This is a genomic window from Sorangium sp. So ce367, from assembly GCF_051520455.1.
Taxonomy (GTDB): Bacteria; Myxococcota_A; Polyangia; order Polyangiales; family Polyangiaceae; genus Sorangium; species Sorangium cellulosum_B.
In genome coordinates this window covers 12,739,596-12,755,961 of record NZ_CP150334.1, presented here as the reverse complement: position 1 = coordinate 12,755,961, position 16,366 = coordinate 12,739,596, and the positions used below count along the sequence as shown (strand labels likewise).

Here is a 16,366-nt window from a genome sequence, read left to right as displayed (position 1 = left end):
AGAGAAAAAACGCAAAGGCGCAAAGACGCAAAGGCGCAAGAAGAAACATGAGAGAGACAGAGCCCGCTGCTCACCGGGACGCTGCTCCGTCAATCTCTTCTCTTTTTGCGTCTTTGCGCCTTGGCGCCTTTGCGTTTTTCTCTCGCGCTACCCACGCCGCGCCACCGTCCGCGCGTAGATCTCGCGCCGCGGTAGCCCGAGCTCCACCGACAGCTCCTCGGCGATGTGCTTGGCCCGCCTCCCCTGGGCGAGCTCCCGATCGATGCGCGCGTCGAGCTCCTCGTCGCTCGGGCGCGCGCCCTCCGCGGCCGGCGCCGCGGGCGCGAGCACGAGCGTGATCTCCCCGAGCCACTCCCGCTCGATCGCCGCGAGCTCCTCCACGCTGCCGCTCAGGATCTCCTCGTGCACCTTCGTCAGCTCGCGCGCGACGACGGCGCGCCGCCCGGGCATCCGCTCGGCGAGCTCGGCCAGCGTCTCGCTGAAGCGCCGCGGCGACTCGAACAGCACAACCGCCTCCGGCGTCGACGTGACGAGGGCCAGCGCCTCGCGCCGCTCGCGCCCGCCGCGAGGCAGGAACCCGACGAAGCGGAAGCCCCCCGTCACGAGCCCCGACGCGCTCACCGCCACCATCACCGCGCTCGGCCCGGGGATCGCCACGACGCGCGCCCCCGCCTCCGTGGCCGCGCGCACGAGCGCCGTCCCCGGATCGCTCACGACCGGCGTGCCGGCGTCGGTCATGAAGGCGATCGACTCGCCCGCCGCGAGCCGCGCGGCCGCGCGCGCCGCGTCCGCCTCCGAGGCGTGCGCGTCGAACCGGTCGACCGGCTTGCCCGAGACGCCGAGGTGGCCGAGGAGCGCCCGGGCCCGCCGCGTGTCCTCCGCGAGGATCCGGTCCGCCCCGCGCAGCGTCTCGACCGCGCGCAGCGTGATGTCGCCGAGGTTGCCGATCGGCGTCGCCACCACGTAGAGGCAACCGCGGTCGCTCGACCCGCCCTGCTCGCCGCCGCTCGACACGGCCTAGTCCATCTCGACGGCGTCGCCGAGCTCCTCCTGGAGGTACGTCCGCAGCTTGGACTGGAGCCGCGCCTCGAGCTGGCGCACGCGCTCGCGCGAGATGCCGAACTCGTTGCCGAGCTCCTGGAGCGTGAGCGGATCCTCGGCGGCCATGCGCTTGTCGAAGATGATCACGTCCTTGCCCTTCAGCGTCTCGCGGAACTTCGAGAGCCGATCGTGGACGAGCCTGCCCATCTCGCTCGCCTCGTACGCGGTGTCCGGGCTCGCCCCCGACGACACGAGCAGCTCGACGCGCGGGATCGTCCGGCCCTCGAGGTCGCCGACCGGGGCGTCGAGCGAGGCCTCGCCGCTCGCGAGGCGGCGGTCCATGTCGACGACCTCCTTCTCCTCGACCGACAGGCGCTTCGCGATCTCCGCCGCCGTGGGCTCGATGCCCATCGCCGAGAGCTTCGCCTTCTCCTTGTTGAGGTTGAAGAAGAGCTTCCGCTGCGCCTGCGTCGTGCCGAGCTTCACGAGGCGCCAGTTGTTGAGGATGAAGCGGAGGATGTACGCGCGGATCCACCAGGCCGCGTACGAGGAGAGCTTCACGCCGCGGTACGGGTCGTAGCGCTTCACGGCCTGCATCAGGCCGATGTTCCCCTCCTGGATGAGGTCCATGATGTTCTTGTAGGCGCGCCGGTACTCGTACGCGAGCTTGACCACGAGCCGCAGGTTCGCCGTCACGAGCCGCGCGGCGGTCGCGACGTCCTGCGTCTTCGTGTACTTGATCGTCAGCTCCTTCTCCTCGTCCGGCGTGAGCAGCGCGTGGCGCTGCACCTCGCGCAGGTAAGCCTGCAGCGGGTCCGTGCGCGACAGCGCGGCGTCGCTGCCGCCGCCGCCGCGGCCGTCGCCGCCGCTGGCCCGCGCGGAGCGCGGCAGCTCGATGTCGTTCAGATCGACGCCCGCGTCGTCGATCACCTCGCCGACGACCTCCACGACATCGCCCTCGTCGACGTCGCCCGCCCTCGCGGCGCCGCTCTCGGGCGCGCCGTCCGCCTCGTCGTCCTCCTCGCGCGGGCCCTCGTCGTCGCTCTCCGCGGGCTGCGCTTCGCCGCCCGCGCGCCCGCCGTCCTTCGCGGTGGAGCGCGCGCGGCGCTTCGCGGCGGGCCGGGGGGCCGCCTCCGAGTCGGGCCGGAGGTCCGCGCCTTCACCCTCCGCTCCGGCCTGGAGCCCCGCCTTCGCCACCCCGTCGGGCTGGGGCGCTGCGGTCCCCTTCGTTCGCTTCGTTCGCGGCTCGCTCTTGCTCTTCGCCACCCGGACCTCGTCCTCGAAGTTCTAGTACAGCCCCGCCGCACCGCGCCACCTGTGCCGGCGCGCAGGCGCGCGGGCGCTTCGCGATCCGGAGGCTACCCGCTCCGCGATCCGCAGGTAAGGAAGAGAGCGCGCGAGATCGGAGAACGTGCTACACGCCAGCCTCCTCCACGTGGACTCGCACCGCCCTCCGCGCCCGCGCTCGCTGCGCCCCTGGTACCTGGTGGCCACCATGCTGCTCACCTGGCTCATCGGCGTGCGCGGCTTCATGGCCGGGTGCGGGACGGCCATGTACCTGCGCGCCGGCATGGCCCCCGACGTCATGGCCGTGGCCGAGCAAGCGCGCGACCAGGGGGATCCGTTCCAGTTCACGTTCCTCGTGCTCGAGGCCGCGCAGGCGCGCGCGCTGAGCCTGTACCAGGACGTCTCCTTCCCCCTCAGCATCGGGAAGCTGCTCCTCGGCGGGCTGCTCGTCGTCGCGAGCGGGCTGGCGCTCGGCGGGCGGCCCGGCACGCGCGGCTTCGTCCTCCAGGTCCTCATCGCCAACCTGGCCTTCGCCGCGGTCGAGTACGCGCTCACGCGGGGCGTCCGCGGCGCCTGGATCGACATGGTGGCGCAGGCGGGGGCGCTCCTCCCGCCGGACATCCCCGAGCGCGCGGGCCTCACGAACACCGGACTCTGGTGGACCGCCGAGCGGGTGCGCTTCGCGATCTTCGAGCTGGCCGTCCTCGGCTCCGCCGCCGTGGCGCTGACGCGGGAGCGCACCAAGATGTACTTCCAGGCGGTCGCCCGGGCGGTCGACCCCGGCGACGAGCCATGAGCACCGCGGAGAGGATCGCCGGCGCGGATCCTCGATCGACGCTCACGCAGGCCGAGGAGCGGAAAGTCGCCATCCTCCCGGACGACCTCGCCAACCAGATCGCGGCGGGCGAGGTGGTCGAGCGGCCGGCGAGCGTCGTGAAGGAGCTCGTCGAGAACGCGCTCGACGCGGGCGCGCGCCGCATCCGCGTCGACATCGAGGGGGGCGGCGTCGGCCTGGTGCGCGTCGCGGACGACGGGCGCGGGATGAGCCGCGAGGACGCCTCCCTCGCGGTGCTCCGCCACGCCACGAGCAAGATCGCCCGGATCGACGACCTCCGCAGCATCCAGAGCTTCGGCTTCCGCGGCGAGGCGCTCCCGAGCATCGCCTCGGTGAGCCGCTTCTCGCTGCGGACGCGGCGCGACGGCGAGTCCGAGGGGACGGAGATCCGGATCGAGGGCGGCGGCGCGGCGCAGGCCATCCCCTGCGGGTGCGCCGCCGGCACCGTGGTCGAGGTGCGCGATCTCTTCTTCAACGTCCCCGCGCGGCGCAAGTTCCTGCGCGCCGTCGGCACCGAGTCGGCGCACGTGTCCGAGATCGCGCAGGCGGTCGCGCTCGGCGAGCCGGGCGTGACGCTGGTCCTCTCGCGCGACGGGCGCGTCGCGCGGGAGTGGCTGCGCACCTCGAGCCGCGCGGAGCGGGCGCGCGCGATGCTCGCGGGCGAGGAGCTCGCGACGTGCGCGGGCCAGCGCGGGCCGCTCACGGTCGAGGCGTTCGTGTCGCGGCCGGAGCGCGCCCGCTCGGGCGCCAGCTGGCTGTGGATGTTCGTGAACGGCCGGCACGTGCGCGACCGCTCGCTGGCGCGCTCGATCGCGCTCGCCTACGGCAGCGTCCTCGAGCCGGGCCGGTACCCGATCGGCGCGGTGTTCATCGATCTGCCCGCCGAGCTCGTGGACGTGAACGTCCACCCCCAGAAGGCCGAGGTCCGCTTCGCCGACGGCCGCGCCGTCGCCGACGCGCTCTACAAGATCGTCGCCGCGCAGGTGGCCGCGGCGTTCGGCCTGCCCGCGCCGGCCCCCGGCGGCTTCCAGGGCCGCAAGGGCAAGCTCTTCGAGGACGCGGCGTCCCCGCCCGGAGACGCCTGGGTCTGGTCGAGCGGCCCCGCGGCGGAGGCGCCCGCGGCAGGGCCATCGACGCCCACGGCGGGCGCATCGGGCGAGCGGCAGGGGCCGCCGGGCGATCCATGGGGCCTCGGCGGCGACCTCGGCGGGGTCCCGCCGGCACGCCCTCACGCTGCGCCGGCCGGGCCGGCAGCGCCGACGCAGCTCGGGGCGTGGGCCGACATCGCGGCGCTCGATCTCCCGGCGCGCGGCGGGCTCCCGGCGGGCGCCGGGCCGGGCGAGCCGCCGGCGCCCGCGCCGGGGTCGCCGCCCGTCCCCTACCCGGATCTACCGGCGCGCAGCGGGCCCGTGCTCGCCGCGGCCGAGCGCGTTGTCTCCTGGGGGTCGCTGCGCTTCCTCGCCCAGGTGCGCAACACCTTCTTCGTGTGCGAGGGGCCGGACGGCATCTACTTCCTCGATCAGCACGCGGCGGCGGAGCGCGTGACGTTCCACCGCCTGCGCGCGTCGTTCGACGGGCGCGACGTCGCCACGCAGAAGCTGCTCTTCCCCGTGATCGTCCAGGCGGCCCCGGCGGAGGTGTCGCTCGTCGAGGAGGCGCAGGAGGCGATCGCGCGGCTCGGGCTCGACGTGCGCCCGGCGGGCGCGGCGCAGCTCGCGGTGCACGCGGTGCCGACGCTGCTCCGCCGCGCGGCGCCCGAGCGCCTCGTGCGCGACCTCGTGGACGAGCTGAGCCACTCGGGCGAGCGCGCCTTCTCGGGCGCGGTGGACCTCGCGCTGGCGACGATGGCCTGCCACGGCTCGCTGCGCGCGGGCGACCCGGTGGCGCCGGAGGAGGCGCGGGCGCTGCTCACGGCGCTCGACGAGGTCGACTTCGCCGGCCACTGCCCGCACGGCCGGCCCATCGTGATGCGCGTCGGCTGGCCAGAGCTGGAGCACCGCGTGGGGAGGCGGTGAGCGAGGCGGCGCTCGAGCTCGCCCCGGACGCCGGCGCGGCCGCGCTGCCGTCGTGGGAGACGATCGCGCCGCCGGCGCCGGGTGAGCTGCTCGTCGTGGTCGGCCCGACGGCGAGCGGCAAGACCGAGCTCGCCATCCGGCTCGCGGAGCGGTTCGACGGCGAGGTGGTGAGCGCCGACAGCGTGCAGATCTACCGGGAGTTCGACCTCGGCTCCGGGAAGCCGACGCCCGCCGAGCGGGCGCGCGCGGCGCACCACCTTGTCGACGCGGTCGATCCGCTCCAGGCGATCGACGCCCAGCGCTTCGCGGAGCTCGCGGAGGCGGCGATCGACGACATCCGCGGCCGCGGCCGGGTCCCCGTCGTCTGCGGCGGCACGTTCCTCTGGGTGAAGGCGCTCGTGCTCGGCCTGTCGCCCGCGCCGCCCGCCGATCCCGAGGCGCGCGCGCGCCACCGCGCGATCGCCGACGCCGAGGGGCGCGCCGCGCTCCACGCGCGCCTCGCCGCCGTGGATCCGGAGAGCGCGGCCCGCCTCGCGCCCAACGACCTCGTGCGGGTCAGCCGGGCGCTGGAGATCTACGAGCGCTCGGGCCGGACGCAGAGCGCGTGGCACGCGGAGCACGGCTTCCGGGAGCGCCGGCACGCCGCGCGCCTGCTCGCGGTGCACCGGGACCGCGCCGAGCTCGACCGCCGCATCGAGGCCCGCGTCGCCGGGTGGCTGGAGCAGGGCTGGGTGGAGGAGGTCCGCTCGCTCCTCTCCCGCGGCCACGGCGACGCGCGGGCGATGGGCTCCGTCGGCTACCGGCAGGTGCGGGAGCACCTGGAAGGGCGCCTGCCGGCCGACGAGCTCGCGCCGGCCATCGTGCGCGCCACACGCACCTTCGTGCGCCGGCAGCGCACGTGGTTGAGGGACCAGGCGGTCGCGTACGTCGCGCTGCCATGAGTCCTAAACCATAATAGTTACAATAACTTATACCAGGGCCGCCCGCCGGCGAGGCGCCGCGGGCGAGGCGCCGCGGGCGACGCTCATCTGCGCTCCTCGCCGGTCCCGCCGCCGCCGCGGCGCCTGCCCGCTCCAGCCGGGGGCATGCGCCACCGCACCTCTCCGTCGCAGCGCGGGCAGGCCGCGGTGGACGGCCGCACCTCCTGGGCGAACGCGACGCGCCCGCAATGCGAGCAGACGGTCATGTGGCGCTGATAGATGTCCGGGCTCGAGAGGATCGCCGCGGCGAAGAGGCTGAGCACGACGTCGCTCAAAAAGTCGCTCTCGCGCGGCGCCGGCAGCCAGCCGGATCGGTCGCCCACCACGGCCCAGCGGACGCGCGCGCTGTACAGCGCTGCACGGAGAAAGTTGCCCTCGGGGTCCGGCGCCACGAAGTCGAGCAGCGCGCTCCCCACGCGCCGGCGCGCGCGCCCGGTGAGCGCCGCGACCGCCTCGGGCCGCTCGTCCAGCTCGCGGAGCGCCACGGTCTCCGCGCCCGGCTCGCGCACCGCGCGCGGGGCCGTCATCCACCCCGGCGCGATCACGTGATCATCGAGCCACGCCCTGAGCTCATGGGGCTCCCAGGGGCGGTTCGCCACCTGCATGAAATGGAGCGCCCCGGCCAGGCTCGGGCTCGCGAGCATGCGCCCGCGCAGGGCGACGAACGATCGGGCCCTCCCGGCATCGGCGCGCGCGCGCCACCCGAGCCTCCTGCTCCGGCTCGCGAGGTCCGTCGGCGCGGCGCCGGGCATCGGGATCTTCAGGGAATTGCTCATGAGTTCCATGGGGTCTTCCGCCCCGCTGTGCGCCGCGGGGAGCGGCCGGCGGATCGGCGATGTGCGACGCGGTAAGCGCCCGGCGTGCCAGCCGCCGCGGAGGCCCGGAGCTCCTCGCGCGCGCGGGCGGCGCGCGCAGATACGGCATGTTCGCGCGCGCCGGCGGCGCCGCTGAGGCCTCGAAACCGCCGTCCGCCGAGCGCGGTTGCGGGGTCCAAGCCTCAGGGGGCCACCAGCGCGTCATCGACACCGCAGCTCGCTGGGCTTCATGGGCTCACCCCGGCGGCGCGGGCGCGCGCGCGTCCGATGCCGCGCCGCTCCGCTCCGGGTCGACAGCCTCCCTCGGACGATGTCGAACCCCAGACGGCGAGGGGGCGGGGCCCTTCTCCCCTTTTTACGTCCATGCTAATCGCATGTCTCCTCCGGCCAGGAACGGCTCGAGAGAGCTCACCACGGAGCACGACGCCTCCTGCTCCACGCGACGAAAGGACGACCATGACGCGAGAGTTGAGTGACGTGCAGGCGATCCAGAATGTCGTTGTCCGGATCGCTCACCACATCGATAAGCGGCGCTGGACCGAGCTCCGCGGCCTCTATGCCGACGTCGTGGTGGCCGATTTCACGTCGGTCTTCGGGGGCGAGCCGCAGGAGCAGAAGACGGACGATCTGCTCGCGGGCTGGAGCAAGTTTCACGACGCGATCGACGCATCACAACATTTCCTCGGCCCCCTCGACATCGAGGTGAAAGGAGAGCACGCCTCCGTGGAGTGCCATGTCCGCGCCCACCATCGGTTCGCGCGCGCGCCGGGCGGCGAGGACTGGCTGGTCGCGGGCCACTACCGCTATGAGCTCGCCAGGCACGCCGGCGGCTGGAAGATCTCCAAGGTCAGGTTCGAGGTGTCGTACCAGACCGGCAACACGAACATGTTCGAGGAAGCGCTCAGGTAAGGCCGCCGCGGGTCACCGCGGGTGTGGCGGCGCGATCGCCAGGCCGAGCGCGTGCGCCGCGCGCAGGGCCGCGACGCGGAGGTGGCCGTCCGGCAGGCGCTCTCGCCCCGCGACGAGCTCGATCAGCGGCACCCACGAGAGCCGCCGAGCGGCATCGGACCCCGGCGCGAGGTCGGGCACGGCGGCAGCCGAGGCGGGCGCGCCGGCCGAGGCTGGCGCCGCGGTGACCACGAAGGCGAGCGGCTGGACCAGCTCCGGGGTCAGCCCAGCCGAAGGGCGGTAGGCCCCGCCGAGCTCGACGGCCGCCCCCACCCGAACGCCGTACTCGGCCTGCAGCCGCTCGCGCACGAACTCCTCGGCGGCCGAAAGCGCGCTCACGCTCCGCGGCAGCCGCCACGCCGGCGCGACAAGGATGCCGCTGTTGCCGGAGAAGCTCTGGGCGGCCGGCAGATCGTCGTCGTCCACGCCGAGCACCACCTCCCCCGACGGCGCCCGCGCGAGCAGCGCCGCCGAGACCGTGAGCACCCCGAGCGGCCGAGGCACCACGTACTCCAGCTCCCGCGCGGCCACCACGCCGCCGTCTGCTGTGAGCTCCTCGAAGCGCGCCCGCCGCACCTCGAGGAACCCCGCGCTGGCGCTCGGTTCCACCCGCGAGAACCTCCGGCGGCTCGGGCGCCCGAGCAGCGCGGCGAGCGGCGTCGGCTGCACGGCGGCCACCCCGCCGTCGTCGTCGCCGGCGCCGGCACCGCCAGCGACGCCCGCGCCGGCCGCCGCGAGCGGGATCTCGTCGCCGATCCACGGCCCGAACGGCAGGCCGAAGCGCGCCAGCAGATCGTAGACGTTCAGCTCGAGCCGCGCGTCGGGCAGGCCGCCGACCTGCGCGGCGCGGAGGAGCTGGCGCGCCTCGATGGCGCGGATGCGCCCCGAGGTGCCGAACCCCGACACGTTCTCCGAGGGCGCGTTCACGAACGTGGGCTCGACCTCCACCAGCATCGAGCGCACCTCTTCGAGGATGCCGCCCGGCGACGGGTAGTACGTCGTGCCCGGGATCATGCGCTGGATCGCCGCCGCCCGCACCCCGGCCGCCCGCTCCAGCGCATGCTCGACCGTGTGCCCGACCGGGAACTCGGTCTGCACGACAGCGATCGGCTCGGCCAGATAGTCCGCCGGCCCGCTGCCGTCGAGCGGAGGTGTCTCCTCGCGGCAGGCGCGCGCGATCGGACGCGGATAGCTGGTCCGCGCCAGCACATACGCCGTCTCACCCGCGAAGAAGAACGGCACGATGTCCAGCGTGGGGTGCGGCCGCGCGGCCAGGTCGAACACCTGCCCTGTCGCCCGATCCTTGTGGTGCTCGATCCGCAAGAACTGCCGGGCGCCCTCCGCGGGCGCGAGCCGGAACGAGACCCCTTGACCGGCCTTCACCTTCTCTCCGACGATCAGGTAGTTCGTGGGCGGATAAGGCAGGCGCGCCCCCGTGGCGTCCCGGAGCTCGAAGCGACCGACGAACCTGTTCCGCACGATCCAGGGGTTGCGCAGCGGCGTCGACGACAGCACGCGCAGGCCGAGCCGCGCGAAGAGCGCCTCGAACTGCGCTTGAGAAAAATAGGTGTACTCCTCCTTGACCTCGGCCTCCCAGTCAGCGCGGTAATCCTTCCTCAACACGAACTCGACAGCATGCTTGTGGGCGAGCCGATACCGGCGCCACCCCGGGCGCGGCGCGGGGAGCGCGCCGGAGGGCTCGCGCGGGGCGCGCGCCAGCGGGAACCCCGGATCCGGCGAGAGCGAGCGAAACTCGCCCGCGAACCGCTCGAGCAGCGCCGCCGTCGAGGCGCTGCGGGGATCGCGGCCGTCGTCGCCGTCCTCGGCAGGCACGTCCAGAAACACCGTCTCCGGCCCGGGATCGACGAAGTCTCTGACCACGAGCACCCCGCCCGGAGAGAGCTGCTCCACCTGCGCCGCCAGCGCATCGGCGGCGTTCGCGTGGCGGTAGCCCCCGTACGAGGTGACGTGGTGGAGCACCGACGAGTCGAAGATCCCGTCGAGGCTCTCGGGCGGGAATACCGTCCTGGCGATGTCGCCCAGCTGAAAGCCCAGGTTCGTGTGCTGATGAGCGCGGCGCGCGAGCTCGACGACCGTCGGATCGATGTCGACGCCGATGACCTCGAGGCGCGGGTAGAGCTGGGCCAGCGCGGCGCTGCCCTGCCCCGAGCCCATGCCCATGTCGGCGACGCGGCCCTCGCACAGGAGGTGCGCTGCCGTGAGCGCGACCTTCTGGCGCATCGACGCGTCCATCGCCGACAGGTACCGCGCGTACGCGGACAGGTCGTCTCGCCGTTGATCTGCCTCGTATCCCGCCGGCGCGCGCGTCGTCATGGTGACGAGTGTACGCCGGGCGCGGGACGGGGGTCGACGGCGGCGTGCGCCCGGGAGAGCGCAGGCGCACGGGCGCGACGCGGCGGTCGCGGGGAACCGGAGAGAGAGAGAGCGCGCGCGCCGGGAAGCGGCGCGCCGGCCGCCTCAGGTGGCCGAGAGGCCCGGGAGCGGCGACTTGGACCGCAGGTTCGGATCGCCGAAGCCGGAGAAGTCCGTGACGCCCATCGCGTCGCACAGGCTGAGCAGCACGCGCTCGTGCCGCTCGCCGCTCTTGATGTACCGGCCGCCAGGGGCCGTCTTCAGATAGCCGCCTTCACCGCTCGCCAGGACGAACTTCATCTCGTTCTGGTTGTGGTTCGGCGAGTCGCCCATGTCGCGGCACCAGGCGACCAGCGTGTTGTCGAAGAGCGTCCCGGAGCCGTCGGCCTCCGGGATCGCCTTCAGCTTGTTGATGAGGTCGACGAACCGCTGCGACAGCCACTTCTCCAGCTTGATCAGGTCGAGGTGCGCCGGTGCGCCGGTGTGGATCATGGCGCCGTGCTCGTCGCCCTTCAGCCCGATGTCCGGGAGATCGACGTTCATGGCCTGATCCGAGCCCCACTGGATCGCGCCGACGCGGGTGATGTCGCACGCGAACGCGCCGACGAGGAGATCCATGTGGAGCAGGTTGGCCTGGAGCGGGTTCGCCGGATCGGTGGAGGGCTTCGTCGGCACGCTGCAGCCGCCGGTCTGGCCGGACGACGCGTTGGACAGCCGCTCCTCGACCTGCCGGATCGAGTCGATGTGCAGCTCCAGCTTGTACTTCTGCTCGGAGCCGAGGTTCCCCTCGAGCGCCTTGATCTCGTTCTTGAGGTGATCGAGGACGCTCTTGCGGCGGCGCAAGAGATCGTCTGACGACGTGTTCGACGGGATCGCCGAGCCGAACAGGGTGGAGTAGGCGGACGTCGGAGAGGCGATGCCCGGCAGGTTGTCCTTGCGATAGTACGGCGATTTCCCGCCGCTCACCGTGCTCTCAGCCCCGAGCAAGAGCGAGGGGATCTGCGTCTTCGTGCCGGCGGCGATCAGCTTGTCCGCGATGAACTGGTCGACGGAGATCAGCTTGGCGGGGTCGCTGAAGCCGAGCCCCGTCAGGGCGTCGGGCGCGCCGTGGTTGTTCCCCGGATTCCCGCTGGGGAGGCCGTCCACGAGCACGACGTGCTGCTTCACGTCCGCGAGCGGCGACGTCGACTCGCTGAACGTGGGGGTCTCGCCGGAGACGCTCGTGGGCTTCCAGATCGATGGCGCGGTCCCCATCGTGCAGAACAGAAGGAGCCGCTTGGGCTTCCGGCCGGGCGCCGCCTCGGCGATGGAGTCCAGGAATGGGTTGAACAAGAAGCCGGCCCCGACGCTGGCCCCCAGCCCCTTGAGGAAATCTCTACGACGATGGCTGCGCATGAACGACCCTCTCACGCTACCGATCTCGCGCCAACGGAGCTCGCCGCGACAGGCGCGTGGGGGCGCACCTGTCGCGGCGAGCGGCCTCGCGCCCTCGGTGTCAGGTCGCGGCGATGCCGGGGAGCGGCGACTTGCTGCCCAGAGCCGGATCCCCGAAGCCGGAGAAGTCCGTGACGCCCATCGCGTCGCACAGGCTGAGCAGCACGCGCTCGTGCCGCTCGCCGCTCTTGATGAACCGGCCGCCAGGGGCCGTCTTCAGATAGCCACCGTTGCCGCTCGCCAGGACGAACTTCATCTCGTTCTGGGTGTGGTTCGGCGCGTCGCCCATGTCACGGCACCAGGCGACCAGCGTGTTGTCGAGGAGCGTCCCGGAGCCGTCGGCCTCGGGCGTCGCCTTCAGCTTCTTGATGACGCCGACGAACTGCTGGTGCAGCCACTTCTCGAGCTTGATCAGGTCGAGGTGCGCAGGGGCGCCGGTGTGGATCATGCCGTTATGCTCCTCACCGCTGAGCCCGATCTCGCTCAGGTTCGCGTTCATCATCTGATCCGAGCCCCACTGGATCGAGGCGACGCGGGTGATATCGCACGCGAACGCGCCGACGATGATATCCAGATGAAGCTGGTTGGCCTTCAAGCCATTGGTCATGTCGCCGGTGGGCGTTCCCGGGACGGAGCAGGAGCCTGTCCCTCCTCCTCCTCCTCCTCCCGGGGTCATGGTGTTCGAGAGCCGCTGCTCGAGCTGGCGGATCGACTCGAGGTGCAGATCCAGCTTGTACTGCTGCTCCTTCCCCAGGTTCCCCTTCAGCGACGAGAGCTCTTTCGTGAGGTTGTCGAGGACGCTCTTGCGCCGCTTCAGCAGGGCCTCGGCGGCGCTGTTGTCGGTGCTGCCTTGGTTGTTGGACGGCGTGAAGCCCGTGAACACGGTCGAGTAGGCGGACGTGGGGGAGCCGATGGGCGACAGGTTGGTCCCCTTGTAGAACCCCGTCTTGCCGCCCTCGACGGCGGCGCCGAGCAGGAGCGAGGGGATGGGCGTCGACAGCCCGCTGCCCTTCAGCTTCTCGACGATGTACTGGTCGACCGAGATCAGCCCGTAGGGGCCGTTGCTGTAATAGCCCATCCCGGTGAGGCCGTCGGCGGACCCGTGGTTGTTGCTGGGGCTCCCGCTGGGGAGGCCGTCCAGCATCACGATGTGCTCCTTCACCTCCTCGAGCGGCGAGGTGGACTCGCTGAACGTGGGGGTCTCGCCGGAGACGCTCTTGGGCTTCCAGATCGAGGGGGCCGTCCCCATGGTGAAGAAGATCAGGAGCCGCTTCGGCTTCTTCCCGGGAGCCGCGTTGGCGATGGAATCATAGAAGGGAGAGAACAGAAGGCTGGCGCCCAGGCTGGCCCCGACACCCTTGAGAAACTTCCTACGACTGTGGCTGCGCATGACCGATCCTTTCACTCGCTACCGATCTGTTCTTGGGTTGCAGCCGTGGGGTCACGGACCTTGGACTCTGCGGGTGAAGTGCGGCGCGCGCGTCAGCGCGAGCCACACGCTCTTGAGGCGGAACTCGTCCGCCGCGGCGGCCTGCTGGACCGTCTCGTACGTGCAGCCGTCCTGCTCCCAGGTGCCGCCGAACGCGTAGTACGACCAGTAACGGACCATGCACGCCTTGACGTCCTCGCTCGCCGCGAGGTAGTCGGCCAGCTCGGTGACGCCGCTGAAATTGACGTCTCCACCGGTGGGCGGCTCGACGACCGTGCCGGTCACGTCGACGGGGATCCCGTTCTCATCGTTCCGCCACCGGCCGAACGTGTCGTAGTGCTCGAAGCCGACGCCGATCTTGTCGGTCAACTTGTGGCAGCCCGCGCAATATTCGGCCTTCGTGTGCTGCTCGACCATCTCGCGCGTGGTCGCCGGGGTCTCCAGGGGCTTGACGTTCGGATCCACGCCGGGCGGCGGGGGCTCGAGCGGCTGGCAGAGGAGCCGCGTGCGGACCATCTTGCCGCGCTGGGTCGGCGAGGACAGCTTCGCGCTGCCATGCCCCGTCAGGAAGCTGCCGTGGGCCAGGATGCCCCCGTCGCGCTGCCCCGGGGTGAGCGTCACCTTCGTCAGCTCGGTGCCCCCGGCGCCGTTGATGCCGTAGTGCGAACCGAGGCTGGCGTTGATGAACGTGTAGTCCGCCTGCAGGAGGTTGGCGAACGTGCCGTTCTGGTTGAACGCGGTGTCCACGACGAGCGCCTGCGTCTCGGCCATCATGTCCTTGCGCATGGCGTCCGTGAGATCGAAGACCGTGTTGTCCTTCACCGCGGTGACGAGGCGGTTCAGCTGGAGCCAGCCGCGCATGAACCGCATCATCTCCTTCTCGGCGAGCGGCCTTGTCGCCGAGTCCTCCAGCAGGCGCAGCGCGTGCTGGGCGATCTGCTCGCTGGTCAGGTTGGCGCCCTGGGCGGCGGCCGCGTCGGCGGCCTGCAGCAGCGCCTCGTCCGGCATGGTCCCGGTCAGCAAGTACGAGAGGTTGCTCGCGATCTCGTGCGGGGTGAGCTCATAGACGCCCGAGCCGCTCGCCTCGGTCCCGATCTCGTGGCGATAGAGGAAGTACGGCGACTGCAGCATGGCGCCCACGACCACCTTGGCGCCGTCCTCGAACGACTTCTCCGCCCCGAACAGCGCGTCGTAGGACGCGATGCGCTCGTCCGTGAGCTTGTCGCGGAACGCGCGGCGGCCGAAGTCGCGGATGAACTCGGTCCGGCAGCTCGCGTCCAGGGTCCTGCACGTCGTCGTGGTGATGCTGGCGAGCTTGTTCGTCACCGCCCAGTCGGCGGTCGTCTCGGCCCAATCCATGATCTGCTGGGCCGTCAGGTCGCGAATCACCAGCGCGTTCGCGTCGGCCGAGAACCCGAGCACCTGCGGATCGTTGAAGATGCTCGGAAGCGCGACGGACTGGTCCTTGAACAGATCGCGGACAGTGGCCTCGAATTGATCCACCGTCAGGCGACGCACCACGCGCGGGCCCGGGGTGCTCTTGTCCTCAACCTCGCACTCCGACACCTCCGGGATCTCCGGGGGCAGGTCCGGCGGATCGCCGGGGCCGCCGCCGTCGCCGCCGCTGCTGCTACTGCCGTTGCCGCTGCCGTCGCTGCTGCCGCCGCTACTGGTCTCGGAGGGCGTCCCGTCGGGATTTCCGAGGTTGCCCAGGCAACCGAGCGGGCCGGCGAGGAGAAGCGCCACTGCGGAGTAGCGGCGACACGCTTTCGCCGAAACTAAGCTATTAAGCGTGCTCATCATTGCTTGAGAAAAGCTGATGTCTCTCATGTTGTCAAGCCCCGATCAAGCGGTGTCGCCTCGATAATCCATGCGCATACCCGCGCGCTTCAATGGCCTGTCACCGAATCGTCCGCGTAATTTATGTTGTTTACGTTGATTGCGTTGGCCGCGTTCGAATCGTTTTCAGCGTCGTTTTCAGCGTCTTTGCCCTGTCTGCTCGCCTGTATGCGTCATGGTGGGCCCTTGGTGGCTCTCCCCGGAGCGACGTCGAGTTCGACGCTCCGCGTTGAGCCGACTCACGGTGTCACCCGCCACGCCAGAGAGCTCGACCTCCCACCGGATCCGAGGTCGAACCGGAGCCGCTGGATCGCCGGGCGCGTTTCGACCTCAGGGCTCTGGGCGAGCCGCTGGGCAAGGCCTTCGTCGTCCATGAGCGTCGAGAAGCGATCCACAGCCGGCGATAAAGCAACCCGCGTGCCGAGTGTTCTCGCGGGGTTACCTGGCGCCGCTGTGCCCGGTTTCTGGATTTTTTCGAAGGTTGCGAGGGGTGGACGCCGAGGGGTCCAGGAAGGGCGATCCACCGCATCCGCGATCCATCCGTGCGCCGCTGCAACCGGGCCCCCAGGGCCAGCCGCGTCAGCCCTTGGACCAGGCGCTTATCGAGCGATAGCTCGCGACGGACTCCTCGATGACCTCCAGGGCGCGGTTCCTGTCGTACATCGTATCTACCTCTGCGAGCTTGTTCTCGAGCGTCTTGTAGTCGATGAAGAACCGCATGAGCTCCTTGGTCACGTGCGGCGGCAGCTCCTCGTGGGTCAGGTAATGGGCCACGGAGGGGTCGTCGACGGCGACCGCGATGATCTTGTCGTCGACGCCCTTGTCGTCGCGCATGAAGAAGCCGCCGATGGCGCGCGCCCTCACGATCGTGAGCGGCACCACGGGCTCCTGCATGATGACGAGGACGTCGAGAGGGTCGCCGTCGCCCGCGTGCGTCTGAGGGATGAAGCCGTAATTGGCCGGGTAGTGCACTGACGAGTAGAGCACGCGGTCGAGCATCAAGAGCCCGGTCTTCTTGTCGAGCTCATACTTGCACTTCGATCCTTTCGGGATCTCGATCACCACCGGGAAGAAGTCGTGTCGGCTGTCGGGGAGCAAGATGTCGTGGAGCGGATGGGTCATTGAATCGTCCTGGGCTTTCGCCCCCGCCCGGGAGGCGGGCGAGGGGCGCACAGGATACCAGGAGTTCGATTCGGTGAGATCGGGGTCCAGACACCCCCGCATTCCCGCTCTGGAACGAGATGAGCCACGCCGCCGCCGGGGCCCTCCAGGCGCGGGGCGGCGGGGGCGCAGGACCGACGTTGGCGAGCATGGGCAAGGGCGGTCGCTCGTGCGATGAGCTAGCGCGAAGCCGCCGGGGCAGACTCGCC

12 protein-coding genes are annotated in these 16,366 nt (G+C 71.4%); 4 read left to right on the top strand and 8 right to left on the bottom strand.

The features are described from left to right. Window positions 1–147: 147 nt before the first annotated feature. Both rsmI and WME97_RS48430 read right to left on the bottom strand, forming a co-directional pair. Window positions 148–1,014: a 16S rRNA (cytidine(1402)-2'-O)-methyltransferase gene (rsmI, locus tag WME97_RS48435; protein WP_437547956.1), complete on the bottom strand. Its 867-nt coding sequence runs from the start codon at window positions 1,012–1,014 to the stop codon at window positions 148–150. A 3-nt stretch (window positions 1,015–1,017) separates the two neighbouring features. Continuing rightward, window positions 1,018–2,307, bottom strand: a complete 1,290-nt coding sequence (locus WME97_RS48430) for an RNA polymerase factor sigma-32 (RefSeq protein ID WP_437547954.1) — start codon at window positions 2,305–2,307, stop codon at window positions 1,018–1,020. A 145-nt stretch (window positions 2,308–2,452) separates the two neighbouring features. On the opposite strand from WME97_RS48430, the gene WME97_RS48425 reads away from it, so the two are divergent. The 3 genes from WME97_RS48425 to miaA are packed head-to-tail and all read left to right on the top strand — an operon-like array spanning window position 2,453 to window position 6,119. Then, a complete protein-coding gene (locus WME97_RS48425) occupies window positions 2,453–3,124 on the top strand; it encodes a hypothetical protein (protein ID WP_437547952.1) in 672 nt (223 codons plus the stop codon). Further along, window positions 3,121–5,178 carry a DNA mismatch repair endonuclease MutL gene (gene mutL / locus WME97_RS48420; RefSeq protein ID WP_437547951.1) on the top strand — a complete coding sequence of 686 codons (2,058 nt, stop codon included), beginning with the start codon at window positions 3,121–3,123 and terminating at the stop codon, window positions 5,176–5,178. Before WME97_RS48425 ends, mutL begins: the two co-directional genes overlap by 4 nt. A 44-nt stretch (window positions 5,179–5,222) precedes the next feature. Then, window positions 5,223–6,119: a tRNA (adenosine(37)-N6)-dimethylallyltransferase MiaA gene (gene miaA, locus WME97_RS48415; protein ID WP_437555654.1), complete on the top strand. Its 897-nt coding sequence runs from the start codon at window positions 5,223–5,225 to the stop codon at window positions 6,117–6,119. 83 nt (window positions 6,120–6,202) lie between these two features. Here miaA and WME97_RS48410 read toward each other — a convergent pair whose 3' ends face one another. Next, window positions 6,203–6,934, bottom strand: coding sequence for a hypothetical protein (locus WME97_RS48410; protein ID WP_437547949.1), 732 nt, complete (start codon window positions 6,932–6,934; stop codon window positions 6,203–6,205). Between the two features lie 495 nt (window positions 6,935–7,429). Here WME97_RS48410 and WME97_RS48405 point away from each other — a divergent pair, with 495 nt between their 5' ends. Then, window positions 7,430–7,882, top strand: a complete 453-nt coding sequence (locus WME97_RS48405; RefSeq protein ID WP_437547947.1) for a nuclear transport factor 2 family protein — start codon at window positions 7,430–7,432, stop codon at window positions 7,880–7,882. Window positions 7,883–7,894: 12 nt separating this feature from the next. Here the strand turns inward: WME97_RS48405 and WME97_RS48400 are convergent, their stop codons facing one another. From WME97_RS48400 to WME97_RS48380, 5 genes are all read right to left on the bottom strand, one after another. Further along, window positions 7,895–10,255, bottom strand: coding sequence for a methyltransferase domain-containing protein (locus WME97_RS48400; RefSeq protein WP_437547945.1), 2,361 nt, complete (start codon window positions 10,253–10,255; stop codon window positions 7,895–7,897). A 144-nt stretch (window positions 10,256–10,399) separates the two neighbouring features. Continuing rightward, window positions 10,400–11,689: a DUF1552 domain-containing protein gene (locus WME97_RS48395; protein WP_437547944.1), complete on the bottom strand. Its 1,290-nt coding sequence runs from the start codon at window positions 11,687–11,689 to the stop codon at window positions 10,400–10,402. 100 nt (window positions 11,690–11,789) lie between these two features. After that, window positions 11,790–13,118 carry a DUF1552 domain-containing protein gene (locus WME97_RS48390; RefSeq protein ID WP_437547942.1) on the bottom strand — a complete coding sequence of 443 codons (1,329 nt, stop codon included), beginning with the start codon at window positions 13,116–13,118 and terminating at the stop codon, window positions 11,790–11,792. A 51-nt stretch (window positions 13,119–13,169) separates the two neighbouring features. Then, a complete protein-coding gene (locus WME97_RS48385) occupies window positions 13,170–14,903 on the bottom strand; it encodes a DUF1592 domain-containing protein (RefSeq protein WP_437547940.1) in 1,734 nt (577 codons plus the stop codon). 672 nt (window positions 14,904–15,575) lie between these two features. Continuing rightward, complete coding sequence (locus WME97_RS48380; RefSeq protein WP_272096779.1) at window positions 15,576–16,118, bottom strand: inorganic diphosphatase; 543 nt, start codon at window positions 16,116–16,118, stop codon at window positions 15,576–15,578. Window positions 16,119–16,366 lie beyond the last annotated feature (248 nt).